We start from the raw sequence: 15,069 nt of genomic DNA, 5'->3' as shown, positions 1-15,069 counted from the left end.
GCCGAGGCGCTGGCGGCACGCGGCACCGTCCAGGCCGTCGTCGCCTCGCCGCTGCGCCGCTGCCAGGAGACGGCCGCCGCGGTCGCGGGCCGCCTCGGCCTGGACGTCCGCACCGAGGAAGGGCTCCGCGAGACGGACTTCGGCGCCTGGGAGGGCCTCACCTTCGCCGAGGTCCGCGAACGCCACCCGGAGGACCTGGAGACCTGGCTCGGCTCCACCTCCGCCCGGCCCACGGGAGGGGGCGAGTCCTTCGAGGAGGTCACCCGGCGCGTCGTCCGGGCCCGCGACAGGCTGCTGACCCGCCACGCCGGCCGCACCCTCCTGGTCGTCACGCACGTGACGCCGATCAAGACGCTGGTCCGGCTCGCCCTCGGTGCCCCGCCCGAGGCTCTCTTCCGCATGGAACTCGCCGCGGCATCCCTGTCGGCCGTCGCCTACTACGCCGACGGCAACGCGTCCCTGCGCCTCCTGAACGACACCGCCCACCTGCGCTGAACGCGTCCCCAGGCTGGACGCGTCCCCAGGCTGGATGCGTCCCGGTGCTGGACGCGTCCCCGCGCTGAACGCGTCCCCGCGTTGAACCCTTTCCCGTCACCGGACTTTTCCCGCCTCCGAACCCTTTCCCGCCGCGACGGCGAGCGGCCACCACGGCGAGGGTCCGGCGGCATCCCCGACGGGCAGAGCCGGTCGCCGGTTGCCAGGGGTTACCCCGTCGCCCCGTCGCCCGACCGCCGGTCGCCACCGTCGTGGCTCACCACCGCTGCGGCGGCCAGGGGTGCCCGGCGACGCGCGGTCGCCGGAAGAGGTGCCCGCGACACGCAGCCGGCGGCAAGGGGCGCCCGGGGCGCGGGCCTCAGTGCCCGGACGAGGGCAACTGGTCGGCGTAGCCGCCCTCCGTCCACACGAACTCCCTGAACCGCTCGGGGGTCAGCACCCCTTCCCACGGCACGCCGCCGGGACAGAAGACGGCCTCGCATCCGTAGCAGTAGTGCGCGGGGTCCCACACCCGGGACGCCCGCTCCTCGCCGGCGGATTCCGCGTCCCGTTCGCGGCGGTCGCCGCGGACGACGGCGATCGTGCCGGCGAAGCACAGCACCGCGAGGGCGATTCCGCCCACGAGGCAGAGGGGCTTGTCCTGTTGCCGGCCGGTCCAGGCGAGGGCGAGGCCGATTCCGGTGAGGACCATGCCCTCCAGGAAGTGGACGCAGCCGTCACCGCTCTTCTCCGGCCCTTTGGCCAGGCGGGACGACAGGCCCTTGCGCAGGGCGCCCTTGCCGCTCCGCGCTTCGGAGACCGGGCGGGACCCGCTACCGCCGCACGCGGGGCATACCGCCCCGAGTCCCCCGTGCGTCTCATGCGTTGCCATGGAGGCAACCTACCGAGCGGACCGGACCGCCGCCGCCTCGGCCGCCAGTGTGCGCACCCGGTCCCAGTCCTTGGCCGCGAGGGCGTCGGACGGGAGCATCCATGTGCCGCCCACGCAGGCGACGTTGGGCAGGGCCAGGTAGGAGGCGGCGTTGGCGGCGGAGACGCCGCCGGTGGGGCAGAAGCGGGCCTGCGGGAGGGGGGAGGCCAGTGCGGAGAGGTAGGCGGTGCCGCCGGCGGCCTCGGCGGGGAAGAACTTCATCCGCGTCACCCCGCGCTCCAGCAGCGCGACCACCTCCGAGGCGGTGGAGACGCCCGGCAGGAACGGCACCCCCGAGGCACGCATGGCGTCCAGCAGGGTGTCGGTCCAGCCGGGGCTGACGAGGAAGCGGGCGCCCGCCTCCACGGCGGTGTGCACGTGCGCGGGGGTGAGCACGGTGCCCGCGCCGACCACGGCCTGCGGGACCTGGCGGGCGATCGCCCGGATCGCGTCGGGGGCGGCCCCGGTGCGCAGCGTCACCTCGATCGCGGGGAGCCCGCCGTCCACCAGCGCCCGCGCCAGCGGTACGGCGTCCCGGGCGTCGTCCAGGACGACGACCGGGATGACGGGGGCGAGATCGAGAACGGAGGCGGGGGGTGTGGCGGGGCTCATGCCCGTATGCTGCCCGCCCCGCGCACTCTCCGCAACAGGCGTTGCGGAGAGTGCAATAGCGGCCCGCCGCCCTACAGCTCCGTCACCACCACGTCGAGCGCCGTCGCCTTCGGCTTCGCCCCGGCGCCGCTCTCCCGGCCGGCCTCGTCCCCCTCCACGGTGAAGCCGAGGTCCCGCAGCGCCGCGGCCAGTTCCGCCGGGGTCGCCGGGTCGGCGCCCGCCTCCAGCAGTGCCCGGACGAGGCGGCCCTTGGTGGCCTTGTTGAAGTGGCTGACGACGGACCGCTTCTCCACGCCGTCCACCACCGTCGACTGGAGCACCCGCACGGTCACCGTGCGCCGTGCCGGCTCGCCCTTGGGCTTCCACATGGCCGCGTACGCCGACGAGCGCAGGTCCAGCACCAGCCCGTCGCCCGCCGCCCCGGGCAGCGCCGACTCCAGCGGGCCGCGCCAGTAGCGGCCCAGCGGGCCCGTGCCCGGCAGTTTCACCCCGCCGGAGAGCCGGTAGGACGGGATGCGGTCCTCGATCCCGACGGAGCCCCACAGCGCGGAGAAGACCAGCAGCGAGCGGGCGGCGCGGCGCCGGGCGGCGGGAGCGAGGCCGGCCAGGTCCAGGGCGTCGTAGAGCACCCCGGTGTAGATCTCGCCCGCGGGCCGGGCCGGGGCGGTGCGCAGCCCGGCGTTCTTGGCGACCTCGCCGCGCAGCCCCTGGCTGAGCCCCAGCACCTCCCGGGCCTTCTCCTCGTCGGCGCGGCAGAGGGAGACCAGCTCGTCCAGCACCGTCTCCCGCGCGGGTGCCAGCCGCGGCAGCGAGAGCGCCTCCAGGTCCAGCGGGCGGCCCTGCCCGCCCTCGGCCTTTCCCTCGGACGGCGGCAGCAGCACGAGCACGGCTCTTCTCCTTCGGGGGCGCCCCGGCCCGCAGCCGGGGAGGACGGCGATGGTGCGAGGGCCAGGGTACGAGGCCGGGCCGGTCAGACCGCGTGCGGGAAGGCGAAGACGCGGTCGGGGTCGTACACCGCCTTGACCTTGGCCAGCCGCTCGGCGTTGGCGCCGTAGTAGGCGTGCCGCCAGTCGCACAGCGCCGGGTCCGGATAGTTCTGGTAGGCGAAGCCGCTGGCCCACGGGCGCATCGCCGCGTGGGTGGCGTCCAGCCAGCCGCGGTGCCCCGCCACGGTCTGCGCGTCCGCCGCGTGGGGCCAGGAGACGGTGTACTGCGCCAGGAAGCGCGCGTCGCGGTGCACGAACGCGGTGGCGTCGGGCCGGGGCCGGCCGGCCGCACCGCCCAGCGCGTCCAGCGCCACACCGCCGGCCCCGCCGCCGCGCAGGGCGGCCAGCCGCTCCACGCGGGCGAGGAGGGCCTGTATCCCGTTCGCGGGCAGCGAGCGGGTGTAGAAGTCGGTGCGGGCCGCGTACGACTCGCGGGCGACCCTGCCCCGCTTGGTACGGCCCGGCAGGGTGCCCCGCTGGTGGGCCTGGGCCAGGGTCCAGCCGGAGACGCCGCCGAGCACCTTCATCGCGTCCAGGAACGTGTGCTTGCGCACGCTGACGTCCGCCGGGGGCCCGCCGGGCCGCAGGGCGGCGGCGGGCGCGCTGACGCGGCCGGCCAGCCGGTCGAGGTGGTTCTCCAGCTCGCGGCGTGCCCCCAGCGACAGCCCGCCCATCCGCACGCTGCCGGGCCGTCCCCCCGCCGGGGCCGACAGCCGCAGGTGCGCCCAGATCTCCTCGGGCGCCACCGGCGCCCACCGCTGCCACTCCCGCACCACCTCCGCCGCCCGCGACCACGGCCAGGACAGGAAGAACGTCAGGCAGGAGGGGGCCACATGGGTGCGGAAGTCCAGGGAGGTGACGACGCCGAAGTTGCCGCCTCCCGCGCCGCGCAGCGCCCACAGCAGCTCGGCGTCGCCGTCCTCGGCCGCCTCGCGCACCCGGCCGTCGGCGGTGACGACGGTGGCGCCGGTGAGGCTGTCGCAGGTGAGCCCGTAGGCGCGCGCCACCGCCCCGATGCCGCCGCCCAGCGCCAGCCCGGAGACGCCGACCGTGGGCGAGGACCCCGCCGGGATCGTCCGCTTGTAGGCCGCCAACGCGGCGTGGACGTCGATGAGTTTGGCCCCGGCGCCGACCGTGGCGGTGCGCCCCGAGGCCCGGACCGACGCCATCTTCTGCACGTCGATGACGAGCCGGCCCGTGCCGCTCGACCAGCCCGTGGAGGAGTGGCCTCCGCTGCGGACGGCCACGGGGACCCCGTGCCGCCGGGCGAAGGTCAGGCACTCACCCACGTCGCCGGGCCCCGCGCAGTAGGCGACGGCCGCGGGGCGGACCGCGTCGAACCGGGGGCTGAACAGCTTGCGGGCGGTGGTGAAGTCCCGGTCCCCGGGCCGCAGCAGCACCCCGTCCAGCCCCCGGCCGAGCGCGGTCCACGCCCCGCCGAGGGGGTCCGCCGCCGCGCGCGTCCCCGCCCCCCTCATGCCCGCACGTCCCGCCGCCGCGTCCCGTCCGGGCGGGACGGGGACGGGCGGGCGCGGGGGACGCTCCCGCTCCCCGGCCGGCCCCCGTGAAGGGCGGCACGGCACGCGGCGGGACGGACGGAGGGGCGGGCGGCGGGGGAGGGGATCACTCGTGAAGCCAACCAGTAGCTGTGGGCGGGCGCCAGCCGATTGTGGTTACAGTCGGCGGCATGACTGATGTGACCGGTTTTTCCGCACGGGGAGACGTACGGCCGCCGGAGGTGGCGGGCGGTGAGAAGGAGACGCTCACCGCCATCCTGGGGTATCTGCGGGAGGCGGTGATCGCGAAGGCCGCGGGGCTCACCGACGAGGTGGGCAGGACACCGGGCGTTCCGTCGGGCACCAGCCTGCTGGGACTGATCAAGCACCTGACGCGGGTGGAGCACAACTGGTTCGTGTGGGCGTACGCGGGGGACGGCGGCGAGCACCCCCTCGACGACGAGGTGCCCCCCGCGGAGGGGGAGACCGGCGCGTCGCTGATCGCCGCCTATCAGGAGGCGATCCGCCACTCCGACGAAATCATCGCCGGCTGCGAGGACCTCGCCCGCCCCGGTGTCCGCTCCCTGCGCCGGGACGCCACCACCGCGCCGACGATGCGCTGGATCCTCGTCCACATGATCGAGGAGACGGGCCGGCACGCCGGCCACGCCGACATCCTGCGCGAGCAGACCGACGGCGCCACGGGCCGCTGACCGGGGCCGGCGGTCCCGGCGGGGCCGACGTGCGGCCCGGCCGCCGGTCCGGGCGCCGCCCGGCACCGCTCAGAAGGAGCCGAACGTCGCCCGTCCCGCCGGGACGTAGGTCTGCATCATCACGCCGGAAGGGAGGGCGTCGGAGTCGGTGAGGCGCAGCGCCGTGGGAAGCCCGCCCCGCGCGAAAAGCCGGCGGCCCTTGCCCAGTACCACCGGATACACCAGCAGCCGGTACTCGTCGATGAGGTCGTGCGCCATCAGCGACCGGGCCAGTACGCCGCTGCCGTGGATCTGCAGCTCGCCACCGGGCCGCTCCTTCAGCTCGCGCACGGCCTCCGCCACGTCGCCGCCCAGCACCGTGGTGTGCTGCCAGTCGGCGTGCTCCAGCGTCGTGGAGGCGACGTACTTGGGCAGCCCGTTCAGCCGCCCGGCGATCACCGGGTCCGCCTCGTCGCCGACCTCGGGCCAGTACGCCGCGAAGATGTCGTAGGTGTGCCGCCCCAGCAGGAAGGCGCCCGCCCGCTCGAACCACCTGCCGATGTGGTCGCCCATGCCCTTGTCGGCGTAGGGCACCACCCAGCCGCCGAGGTCGAAACCGTCCCGGGTGTCCTCCTCGGGGCCGCCGGGCCCCTGCATCACGCCGTCGAGCGTGAGCATGGTGGTCAGTGTCAGCTTCGCCATGGTCCTCGTCTCCTGTCTCTCCTCGTGCGGAAGGGCTCCGGCCCCTCACAAGGAGAGACCGGAGCCCCCAGGAGAACTCATCGGCGGCCGTCCGCCCTCCTCACGCGACCGGCGCGCCCTCCTCCGCTGGGAGGGTGTCCATGAAGGAGCTGACGGAGAAGACCGCGCGGCCCGCGCCGGCCGGCCCGTACCCGGGCGGCGAGGACAGCCCGTGCCGCTGCATCGCCGAGCGGTAGGCGTCCAGCAGCCGGATGTGGTACTCCAGCGGCGCGCCCTGCGGATTCGTCCTGCCCAGCGGCGTGGTCGGCTCCGGGCACCAGGTGGTGAAGCGCGGCGTGATGCCGTTCGACATGAAGAAGTCCAGGCCCTCGGTGGTGGAGGCGATGGCCTCGTCCACCGAGCCGAATCCGTACGGGGCGGCCATCTCGACGCCCGCGACGAAGTTCGGGATCACGTTGCGCGGCCCGAACACCTCCGCCGAGTCGAGGATGCGGCGGTGCCACTCCTCGCGGCCCACGTACCGCTCCTTGCCGGGGCAGTACAGCTCGAACAGCCGCTTGTCCCACACCTCGAAGTTGGGGTGGTAGATGCTGATGCCGTAGTCGTGGAAGCGCTGGACGTCCTCCTTGGGCAGCGCCTGGGCGACGACCTTGCCCGTCCAGCGGCCGGGGAAGCGCTCCTCGATGGCCTTGGCGTACTGCCCGTAGAAGTCCGCCTCGTCCTTGCCCTGCACCTGCGAGGTGATCGAGCCGCCGGTGAGGGTGTAGGCGTGCGAGGCGCCGAGGGTGTCGTGGTCGGAGATGATCTGGAGCGCCTCCAGCACCTCCTCGACCGGCTTCACCCCCGTGTAGGGGCGCCCGGCGGCCTTGTGCTGGCGCCAGTTGTGGTTGATGTCGCAGTACTGGCACTCCTCCTTGGCGCCGAAGTACTGGCACACCCGGAAGACGGTCAGGTAGATCAGGTAGCCCCACTGGATGGTGGGCGCCACCTCCATCACGGACTTGCCGTTGGCGAGCGTGTGCCGGTAGTAGTCCGGCATCGGCGGCAGCCCGACGTCCGCGATCCGCTTCCCGTCCAGGTAGAGCCCCAGCGCCCCGTCCTCGCCGGCCTGGACGCGGTAGGGCGAGTCGGGGTTCACCCGTACGGAGACAACGGTGCGGCGCAGCTCGTAGGGGCCGCCGGTCAGCACGATCTCCTCGGGCGGGCGGCGCAGCGCGGCCTCGCCCAGCTCGGGGAGGGTGCGGTGGTCGAAGGAGAAGATGAAGTACGACTTCGGCTTGACCTCGCCGGTCGCCTCGTCGGCGGTGTCGCTGAGCGCCGAGTCGTCGAAGGCCATCCCGCCCCGCAGCAGGTCCTCCTTCAGCACGGCCTCCCGCGGGATGTGCTCGAAGCGCTCCATCAGGTCCTCGACCAGCGCGGTCCTGGTGCCGTGCTCGTGGTCGCCCGGCCGGCCTCGGTGGTGCCCCGAGGGCACGGGGGACGGCATCGGCAGGGGAGTCGGCGTCGACGGCATGGTGTGATCAAGCTCCTCACTTCGCGGCCCGGGGGCGTACCCGACGGTACTCCCGCGCCCGAAAGAGCCGCACACCTGCCCTCTTGGTTCGGTACGTCGCACTGCCCGGTGGGGGTCAGTCCCACACGTCGGGGCCGCCGCCGCGCCACTCGATGAGGCAGGGGTCGTCGAGCTGGATGTCGGCGGGGTCGAGTCCGGCGCGGCGCAGGAACTCGACCACGTCCTCGGGTCTGTGCGCGACCCCGAGGCTTTCGGTGTGCGCGGTCACTTTCCGTCCCCCTGCGGGGGACGGGGGGTGCACGACGATGGGTGGGGTCATAGCTCCAGCGTGCAACCGTGGCCAACGGTCCGCACGCGCGGCCCCCTCCGCACCTCCCGCACCCCCGGTACCCCTCGCACCGGCCGGCCCGTACGGGGGACCCGCCCGGCCCGGTCCCCTGTCCGGGAGCCGCTCCGTGCCGCCTCCCGTTCCCGTCCGGGTGACGGAACTTCGAGTGAAGTGCGGATACGTCCTGAATGCCTGGAGCACAACCCGGGCAGGCCCGCTCGTGTCCGGTGCCGCCCGGTCGGACGCGACCGCCGGACGGAACCCGCCGGACGGAGACCCGCCCTCAGGGGTGACACGAGAAAGGCATCACATGCTCAAGCGCACCGCTCTCGCAACCGCCGCACTGACCGCCACCGTGCTCCTGGCCGCCGCCGGCACCGCCGCGGCCTGTCCCGGACCCGAGAACGGTCAGCACGGCAGCACCTCGCACCAGCAGGCGAAGCCGCCGCAGCAGACGAAGCCCCAGAACCAGATGAAGCCCCAGCAGCAGACGAAGCCCCAGGGCCAGACGAAGCCCGAGGGTCAGGCGCGCCCGCAGCAGCAGGTGAGGCCGCAGCAGGGCCACCAGGACCTGGCCCAGGGGCAGGCGCCGGGGCAGGGCCAGGGCCGGATGGACGGGGCGGCCGACTCCACGCGTCCCATGGGCGAACAGGGGGGTCAGGGCAGTCAGGGCGGGCTGCTGAGCCCGCAGAGCTTGGGCCGTATGGGTCTGTGACGCCCGGCCGCCCGTGCGGCGGCCGACACGGACGAAGGGCGCGGCCTACGTGGGAGCCGCGCCCTTCTCGTGCGCCAGGACCGGGGACCGGGGCCGAAATCCGTTGGCGCCCACGGCGGCACCGCTTCTAGAGTGCGCCCCATGTCTGCCTGCTCCTGCGCCTGTGCGGCCTGCGCCTGTGCCGCGTGCGCCGCCATGACGCGGATCCGCCGCCCGTAGCGGCGGCCGCCTCTCCCGCGAGACGCTCCGCCGCCCCCAGCGCGTCAGCGCCGGGCGGCACTCAGCGCTGCCCGGCTTCCCCCTCGAAGCCGCGGAGATCCCGTGCCCAGGCACAGCACCCCAGACACCCCGAACACCCCGGACATCCGGACCCACCACGGCGGCCGTCACGAACTCGGCCAGAACTTCCTCGTCGACCCCGCGACGATCGACCTGTTCGTCTCGCTCGTCGCCCGCACCACAGGCCCCGTCATCGAGATCGGCGGCGGTGACGGCGCGCTGACGCTCCCGCTGGAGCGGCTGGGCAGGCCGCTGACGGTCCTGGAGGCCGACCGCCGCACGGCCGCCCGCCTGGAGCGGCGCACGGCGCCGGCCACCACCGTCGAGCACGCCGACTTCCTGCGCCGGCGGGTGCCCGCCACCCCCCATGTGCTGGTCGGCAACCTCCCGTTCCACCTCACCACCGCCATCCTGCGCCGCATCCTGCACAGCTCCGGCTGGACGGACGCGGTGCTCCTCGTCCAGTGGGAGGTCGCCCGCCGCCGCGCGGGCGTGGGCGGGGCGACGATGATGACGGCACAGTGGTGGCCCTGGTACGACTTCCGCCTGGCCTCACGTGTGCCGGCCGGGGCCTTCCGCCCCCGGCCCGGCGTGGACGGCGGGCTCATGACGGTCACCCGGCGTGCCGAGCCCCTGCTGCCCGCCCGTTCCCGGCAGCGCTACCAGGACCTCGTCCATCGCGTCTTCACCGGGCCCGGCCGCGGTCTGGCCGAGATCCTCCCGCGGGCGGTCCCCGGTCTGCCCCGCGGCCGGTCCCGCTCCTGGCTGAGCCGCCACGGCCTCGGCCCCGGCACCCTGCCCAAGGCGCTGACGGCACCCCAGTGGGCCGACCTCTTCCGCTCGGCCGAGGCCGCCCACCGCCCCCGCCACCCGCACTGAGACCCGCCCCGCCCGCGCCCGGCGACCGCGTCGCGGGCGGGGTTGTCAGTCCCCGGTGCGAGACTCCTCCCATCCGTAACCGACATGCTGGCTGCGTGTGGACGGAAGGCCCCGCCGACAGCGCGGCGGGGCCGCTCCACGGCCGGGTGGGGCGGGGGAGCCGGTCCGGTCCGTCGGGCGGCCGTCAGCTCTCCGTGCCCTGGACGGCCCGTCGCAGCAGGGCGAGGAACCGCGGGCGAGGAACCGGTCCCGCTCCTGGGGCGAGAAGGGCGCCGACGGTTGCTCGCTCACCGCGTCCTTCCGCACCTCGTTCCCGGACGAGGCCCGGCAGCGCGTCCTCGCCAACCGACCGCCTACGGATCGCCGTCCGCCGCCCCGGTCGCCAGGGCGGCGCGGTGAGCCGGGGAGCCCCTGGGGGTGACGTGGTGGGGCGGGGCGGACGAGTCGGCCTGTACGCCGGGTTCTGTGGCCCGGGCGCCTTGCGGCGGCCCGGGTGGCGGCCATCCATCTGGGACCGGTGTTGCCATCGGCCTCGTGCGGTCTACCCGCGGACTCGGGCGGGCCGCCCTCGGTCGTCCGCGCAGAAGCCCCCTCCTTGCGAAGGGGCGCTCCCTCTTGACCTTGCTCCGGATGGGGTTTACCTAGCCGCCCAGGTCACCCTGGGCGCTGGTGGTCTCTTACACCACCGTTTCACCCTTACCGGGCCCGTACACGTACGGCCCCGGCGGTTTGCTTTCTGTGGCACTGTCCCGCGGGTCACCCCGGGTGGGCGTTACCCACCATCCTGCCCTGTGGAGCCCGGACGTTCCTCGGCGAGGGTGCCTCGGCACCCCCGACGCGACCGCCCGGCCGGCTCGTCCGCCGTAGGGCCATCGTACCCGCCTACTTCCCGGGCACCGCCGGCGCCGCTCGGCGCCTACCGCTCACCCGATGCGGGTCGCCGTGCCCGACACGTGGACGCGCGGGTCGCCCGCCCGCAGCTCGACGGTCAGCAGGCCGGGCCGTCCCATGTCCTCGCCCTGGTGCAGCAGGAGCCGGGCCTCCTCGGGGACGATCCCCAGCTCGCGCGCGTAGCCGCCGAACGCCGCTGCCGCCGCGCCGGTCGCCGGGTCCTCACGCACGCCCCCGACGGGGAACGGGTCCCGCACGTGGAAGACGTCCGGCGCCTCGCGCCACACCAGGTGCAGGGTCGTCAGCCCGAGCCGCAGCATCAGCGCCTTGAGCCGCTCGAAGTCGTAGTCCAGCGCCGCCAGCCGCTCGCGGGTGGTGACGGCGAGCACCAGGTGGTCGTTGCCCGCGAAGGCGATCCGCGGCGGAATCCGCGGGTCCAGGTCGTCCTTCGCCCAGTCGAGGGCGGCCAGCGCCTCGGCGAGGTCCGCGTCGTCCACCGGCTTGCTGTGCGGCTCGACGCTGCTGAGCGTCGCCAGCGGGCGGCCCCGGCCGTCCTCGGAGACCAGGACCGGGATGGGCCCGGCCGGGGTCTCGAAGAGCAGCTCGCCGGGGCCGATGCGTTCGCCGAGCGCCACGGCGGTGGCGATCGTCGCATGCCCGCAGAAGGCGACCTCCGCGAGCGGGCTGAAGTAGCGCACCACGAAGGTGCGTTCGCCCTCACCGGGCGCCGCCGTCACGAACGCGGTCTCCGAATACCCGACCTCGGCCGCCACCGCCAGCCGCTCCTCGTCGTCCAGCCCGCTCGCGTCGAGCACCACCCCGGCGGGGTTGCCGCCCCCCGGCTCCCCGGAGAAGGCCGTGTAGCGCAGCACGTCGGAAGGAAGGGACACGGTCTCGTTCGCAGTCATGACAGCTCCAACTCCTCAGGGCACTCCTGCGATTCCCGGCCCTGGTTCCTCACCCTCGCCCGATGTACGGCATCTTCGTGGCCATGACCGTGGCGAACTGGATGTTGGCCTCCAGCGGGAGGGAGGCCATGTGCAGGACGGTGCGGGCCACGTCGGCGGCGTCCATGACGGGCTCGGCGGCCAGGGTGCCGTTGGCCTGGGGGGACACCCCGGGTCATGGCGGCCGTCATCTCGGTGGCGGCGTTGCCGATGTCGATCTGGCCGCAGGCGATGTCGTAGGGGCGGCCGTCCAGGGAGAGGGACTTGGTCAGGCCGGTCACGGCGTGCTTGGTGGCGGTGTAGGCGATGGAGCCGGGGCGCGGGGTGTGGGCGGAGAGGGAGCCGTTGTTGATGATGCGCCCGCCTCGGGGCCGCTGGCTCCTCATCAGGCGGAAGGCGCCCTGGGCGCAGAGGAAGGCGCCGTGGAGGTTGACGTCCACGACGTCCCGCCACTGCGCGAAGGTGAGGTCCTCCAGCGGGACGCCGGGGCCGAAGGCGCCCGCGTTGTTGAACAGCAGGTCGAGCCGGCCGCAGCCGTCCCGTACGGCGTCGAAGAGGGCGGTGACCGCCGCCGGGTCCGTCACGTCGGTGGGGACGCACAGGGTGGCCGCGGCGTCCCCCGCGAGCCGGGCCGTCTCCCGCAGCGCCTCTGGCCGGCGGCCCGCCAGGACGACGTTCCAGCCCGCGCCGGCCAGCGCCAGCGCGACCGCCCGTCCGATCCCGGACCCGGCGCCGGTCACCAGGGCCGTGCGCGGGGCGGCAGCTCCGGTGGCGGACTCCGGACGGGGGTCCGCGCCGGCGGCGCCGGGGCGCGCGGCCGGGCTCCCGGGACGCGCGGGGTCCGGGTGGCTGTCGTGGTTCTCCTGCGTCATACGCGCAGCGTACGCGGGCCGCGCACCGGGCCGCCCGGAGAACAGACGTATGGGCCCGGGCGGGAATCCCTGGGAGAATGTTCGCGCCCGTGACAATCTCCTGGAGAGGTGCATGACCAACCCCGGCCCCGAGCAACCGGCCGCGATACCCGCCGAGTCCCCGCCGCACGAGTCCGCGCCGCAGGAAACCGCGCGGCACCAGCGGCCCGCCCGCCCCGAACAGCACGAGCCCCCACGACCCCCGCACCCATCGCAGCCCTCCCAGGCTCCCACCGCGCCCGCCGCCACCGCGTCCCCCGCACCCGGGATCTCGCGGCGGCGCCGCGCCGGACTGCTGTTCACCCTCATCCTCGGCGGGCTGACCGCCCTCCCGCCCCTCTCCATCGACATGTACCTCCCGGCGCTCCCGGAGGTCGGCGAAGCGCTGCACGTCCCGGCCGCCACCGCGCAGCTCACCCTCACCGCCTGCCTGATCGGACTCGCGGTCGGCCAGCTGGTCGCCGGGCCGATGAGCGACCGCTTCGGGCGGCGCCGGCCGCTGCTGGTGGGCATGGCCTGCTACGTCGTCGCCGGTGCGGCCTGCGCCCTGGCGCCCACGGCGCCGACGCTCACCGTCTTCCGCTTCCTCCAGGGGCTGGCGGGGGCCGCCGGGGTGGTCATCGCGCGGGCCGTCGTCCGCGACCTGTACGACGGGCTGGCGATGGCCCGCTTCTTCTCCACCCTGATGCTGATCTCCGGTGTGGCGCCGATCCTCGCGCCGGTCCTCGGCGGCCAGGTGCTGCGCTTCACCGACTGGCGCGGCGTCTTCGTGATCCTCGCGGCGATCGGGCTGCTGCTCGTGCTGGTCGTCCTGCGCAAGCTGCCCGAGACCCTGCCGGCCGGGCGGCGCCACAAGGGCGGCCTGCCCGACGCGCTGCGCAGCATGCGCGCCCTGCTGGCCGACCGGGTCTTCACCGGCTACCTGCTCACCACCGCCCTCGCCTCCGCCGCGCTGTTCTCCTACGTGTCGGCCTCGCCGTTCGTCGTGCAGGAGATCTACGGGGCCTCGCCGCAGACCTTCAGCCTGCTGTTCATGGTCAACTCGATCGGGATCGTCGCCTTCGGACAGCTCAACGGGAAGGTCCTGGTCGGCCGGGTCTCCCTGGACCGGGTGCTCGGCTTCGGGCTGGGCATGGTGGGCGCCGCCACGGTGGCCCTGCTGGTGATGACGACCGGCGTCCTCGGCCCGGTCGGACTGGCGCCGCTCGCCACCGCCCTGTGCGTGCTGATGTCCGGCATGGGCCTGATCATGCCGAACTCCAACTCCCAGGCCCTGATGCGCACCCCGCACTCCGCCGGGTCGGCGTCCGCGCTCCTGGGCACCTCCCAGTTCCTGGTCGGCGCCGTCGCCTCGCCGCTGGTCGGTGTCGCGGGCGAGCGCACGGCCGTGCCCATGGCACTCGTCCAGTTCAGCGCGGTGACGCTCGCCGCGGCCGCCTTCGTGGGACTCTGCCGTCCATGGCGCGTACGCGACTGAGGAGTGTGGCCTTGCTGGGCGGCGCCGAGGAGCGGCGCCGCTTCCAGGAGAAGGCCGGACTCGACCCGGCACAGCTGGCCGCCCTGGCCGGCGACATCGACGCGCTGCCCGCCACCGGATGGTGCGCGGGCGCCGTCGTGCTCGCGGGCCGCGGCCCCCGCATCGCCGTCGAACACGCCACGGGCTGGGCGCTGCGGTACGCCGCCTGGGACCCGGAGGCGGGGCGGCCCGTCGAGCTGCCGGCCGGCAAGTGGCTGCCGATGCGGCCCGGCACCGTCTTCGACGTGGCGTCCCTCACCAAGCTGTTCACCGCCATAGCCGCCGTCCAGCAGGCCGAGCGCGGCACCCTCGACCTGGACGCCCCCGTCGTACTGCACGCCGACCCGCGCGCCGGACTCGTCACCGACCACGGCATCACCGTGCGGCACCTGCTCACCCACACCTCCGGACTCCGCGCCGAGCTGCCCTTCTACGAGCACAACACCGCCGAGCACCCCGCGCTGCTGTGGGCGGAGAAGCCCCTCACCGAGCCCGGCACCGCCCACCTCTACTCCGACCTCAACCCGCTGCTGCTCGAACAGGTGCTGTACCAGGTGACGGGGCAGCCGCTGGACGTGCTGGTGCGCGAGGGCATCACCAAACCGCTCGGCATGGACCGCACCCGCTTCAACCCGCCCCGCACCTGGCGGGCCCGCATCGCGGCGACCGAGTACCAGCGCAAGCCGTGGGCCAAGCTCAACCGCGGCCTGGTCCACGGGCGCGTCCACGACGAGAACGCCTACGCCATGGGCGGCGTCGCCGGGCACGCCGGTCTCTTCTCCACCGCGCACGACCTGGCCGTGCTGTGCCGCACCCTGCTGGGCGGCGGCGCCTACGGGCCGGCGCGCATCCTGGCGCCGTCCTCGGTGGCGGCCCTGCTGGAGCCGCCCGGCCTCGGCTTCCAGACCGGCGCCGCCTGGTTCATGGGCGAGCTGGCCGGCCCCTGCTCCCGCGCCGCCGGGCACACCGGGTTCACCGGCACCAGCCTGGTGCTCGACCCGGTGACCGACACCTTCCTGGTCCTGCTCGCCAACACCGTGCACCCGGTCCGCGGACCGGCCGACAGCCGCCCGCGCGCCGCCGCGGCGACCCGCCTGGCCCGCGCCGTGCGGTAAGGCCCCACCGGCGGGGCCGTACGGTGCCGGGGCTCCACCGGTGGGCCCGTTCGGCGAGGGCACCGGTGCGGTGCGCCGGGCT

At 74.8% G+C, this 15,069-nt stretch carries 14 protein-coding genes, 1 other RNA gene and 1 pseudogene; 6 read left to right on the top strand and 10 right to left on the bottom strand.

Annotated features, from left to right (window positions below):
• Positions 1-495: histidine phosphatase family protein (locus FM076_RS09440; protein WP_173869462.1), on the top strand; the 495-nt coding region annotated here is incomplete at its 5' end.
• Positions 496-853: 358 nt separating this feature from the next.
• Here the strand turns inward: FM076_RS09440 and FM076_RS09435 are convergent.
• The 4 genes from FM076_RS09435 to FM076_RS09420 all read right to left on the bottom strand — a co-directional run bounded on the left by FM076_RS09435 (position 854) and on the right by FM076_RS09420 (position 4,481).
• Complete coding sequence (locus FM076_RS09435) at positions 854-1,366, bottom strand: hypothetical protein (protein WP_173869461.1); 513 nt, start codon at positions 1,364-1,366, stop codon at positions 854-856.
• A gap of 9 nt (positions 1,367-1,375) precedes the next feature.
• A complete protein-coding gene (gene eda / locus FM076_RS09430) occupies positions 1,376-2,017 on the bottom strand; it encodes a bifunctional 4-hydroxy-2-oxoglutarate aldolase/2-dehydro-3-deoxy-phosphogluconate aldolase (protein ID WP_173869460.1) in 642 nt (213 codons plus the stop codon).
• Between the two features lie 71 nt (positions 2,018-2,088).
• Positions 2,089-2,904: a peroxide stress protein YaaA gene (gene yaaA, locus FM076_RS09425; protein ID WP_173869459.1), complete on the bottom strand. Its 816-nt coding sequence runs from the start codon at positions 2,902-2,904 to the stop codon at positions 2,089-2,091.
• 83 nt (positions 2,905-2,987) lie between these two features.
• On the bottom strand, positions 2,988-4,481 hold the full coding sequence (locus FM076_RS09420; protein WP_173869458.1) for an FAD-binding oxidoreductase: 1,494 nt from the start codon (positions 4,479-4,481) through the stop codon (positions 2,988-2,990).
• Positions 4,482-4,690: 209 nt separating this feature from the next.
• Between FM076_RS09420 and FM076_RS09415 the strand changes: the two genes are divergently transcribed.
• Positions 4,691-5,212 carry a DinB family protein gene (locus FM076_RS09415; protein WP_173869457.1) on the top strand — a complete coding sequence of 174 codons (522 nt, stop codon included), beginning with the start codon at positions 4,691-4,693 and terminating at the stop codon, positions 5,210-5,212.
• Between the two features lie 69 nt (positions 5,213-5,281).
• Here the strand turns inward: FM076_RS09415 and FM076_RS09410 are convergent, their stop codons facing one another.
• From FM076_RS09410 to FM076_RS09400, 3 genes are all read right to left on the bottom strand, one after another.
• Complete coding sequence (locus FM076_RS09410; protein ID WP_173869456.1) at positions 5,282-5,893, bottom strand: dihydrofolate reductase family protein; 612 nt, start codon at positions 5,891-5,893, stop codon at positions 5,282-5,284.
• A 100-nt stretch (positions 5,894-5,993) separates the two neighbouring features.
• On the bottom strand, positions 5,994-7,379 hold the full coding sequence (locus tag FM076_RS09405; protein ID WP_173874624.1) for a radical SAM protein: 1,386 nt from the start codon (positions 7,377-7,379) through the stop codon (positions 5,994-5,996).
• 142 nt (positions 7,380-7,521) lie between these two features.
• Entirely contained in the window at positions 7,522-7,725 is a 204-nt protein-coding gene (locus FM076_RS09400; RefSeq protein ID WP_173869455.1) for a hypothetical protein, read from the bottom strand.
• A 319-nt stretch (positions 7,726-8,044) separates the two neighbouring features.
• On the opposite strand from FM076_RS09400, the gene FM076_RS09395 reads away from it, so the two are divergent.
• Positions 8,045-8,449, top strand: coding sequence for a hypothetical protein (locus FM076_RS09395; RefSeq protein ID WP_173869454.1), 405 nt, complete (start codon positions 8,045-8,047; stop codon positions 8,447-8,449).
• A 363-nt stretch (positions 8,450-8,812) separates the two neighbouring features.
• Entirely contained in the window at positions 8,813-9,607 is a 795-nt protein-coding gene (gene erm / locus FM076_RS09390) for a 23S ribosomal RNA methyltransferase Erm (protein ID WP_173874623.1), read from the top strand.
• Positions 9,608-10,043: 436 nt separating this feature from the next.
• On the opposite strand, the gene rnpB is transcribed toward erm, so the two are convergent.
• From rnpB to FM076_RS09375, 3 genes and pseudogenes are all read right to left on the bottom strand, one after another.
• An RNA gene (gene rnpB / locus FM076_RS09385) (RNase P RNA component class A) lies at positions 10,044-10,464 on the bottom strand.
• Between the two features lie 66 nt (positions 10,465-10,530).
• The gene (locus FM076_RS09380) at positions 10,531-11,406 is read right to left on the bottom strand and encodes a PhzF family phenazine biosynthesis protein (protein ID WP_173869453.1); all 876 of its coding nucleotides are present in this window, start codon (positions 11,404-11,406) and stop codon (positions 10,531-10,533) included.
• A 49-nt stretch (positions 11,407-11,455) separates the two neighbouring features.
• Positions 11,456-12,317 (bottom strand): annotated as a pseudogene (locus FM076_RS09375) (SDR family oxidoreductase).
• 112 nt (positions 12,318-12,429) lie between these two features.
• On the opposite strand from FM076_RS09375, the gene FM076_RS09370 reads away from it, so the two are divergent.
• Together FM076_RS09370 and FM076_RS09365 are read left to right on the top strand one after the other, a co-directional pair.
• Positions 12,430-13,833 (top strand): multidrug effflux MFS transporter, encoded by a 1,404-nt coding sequence (locus FM076_RS09370; protein WP_173869452.1) that lies wholly within the window; start codon positions 12,430-12,432, stop codon positions 13,831-13,833.
• Entirely contained in the window at positions 13,815-14,987 is a 1,173-nt protein-coding gene (locus FM076_RS09365; protein ID WP_173869451.1) for a serine hydrolase domain-containing protein, read from the top strand. Before FM076_RS09370 ends, FM076_RS09365 begins: the two co-directional genes overlap by 19 nt.
• The last annotated feature ends 82 nt before the right edge of the window (positions 14,988-15,069 follow it).

Source organism: Streptomyces albus subsp. chlorinus (assembly GCF_013302895.1).
Classification (GTDB): domain Bacteria; phylum Actinomycetota; class Actinomycetes; order Streptomycetales; family Streptomycetaceae; genus Streptomyces; species Streptomyces chlorinus.
Note: the sequence above shows the minus strand (reverse complement) of the source record. Positions and strands in the feature narration are given on the sequence as shown.

Excerpts from the sequence above, each read along its gene's own strand:
- FM076_RS09380 (WP_173869453.1), bottom strand. The coding sequence starts at position 11,406 with ATGACTGCGAACGAGACCGTGTCCCTTCCTTCCGACGTGCTGCGCTAC.
- FM076_RS09435 (WP_173869461.1), bottom strand. The coding sequence starts at position 1,366 with ATGGCAACGCATGAGACGCACGGGGGACTCGGGGCGGTATGCCCCGCG.
- FM076_RS09420 (WP_173869458.1), bottom strand. The coding sequence starts at position 4,481 with ATGAGGGGGGCGGGGACGCGCGCGGCGGCGGACCCCCTCGGCGGGGCG.
- FM076_RS09370 (WP_173869452.1), top strand. The coding sequence starts at position 12,430 with ATGACCAACCCCGGCCCCGAGCAACCGGCCGCGATACCCGCCGAGTCC.
- FM076_RS09365 (WP_173869451.1), top strand. The coding sequence starts at position 13,815 with ATGGCGCGTACGCGACTGAGGAGTGTGGCCTTGCTGGGCGGCGCCGAG.
- FM076_RS09395 (WP_173869454.1), top strand. The coding sequence starts at position 8,045 with ATGCTCAAGCGCACCGCTCTCGCAACCGCCGCACTGACCGCCACCGTG.
- FM076_RS09405 (WP_173874624.1), bottom strand. The coding sequence starts at position 7,379 with ATGCCGTCCCCCGTGCCCTCGGGGCACCACCGAGGCCGGCCGGGCGAC.
- FM076_RS09415 (WP_173869457.1), top strand. The coding sequence starts at position 4,691 with ATGACTGATGTGACCGGTTTTTCCGCACGGGGAGACGTACGGCCGCCG.
- FM076_RS09410 (WP_173869456.1), bottom strand. The coding sequence starts at position 5,893 with ATGGCGAAGCTGACACTGACCACCATGCTCACGCTCGACGGCGTGATG.
- FM076_RS09400 (WP_173869455.1), bottom strand. The coding sequence starts at position 7,725 with ATGACCCCACCCATCGTCGTGCACCCCCCGTCCCCCGCAGGGGGACGG.
- eda (WP_173869460.1), bottom strand. The coding sequence starts at position 2,017 with ATGAGCCCCGCCACACCCCCCGCCTCCGTTCTCGATCTCGCCCCCGTC.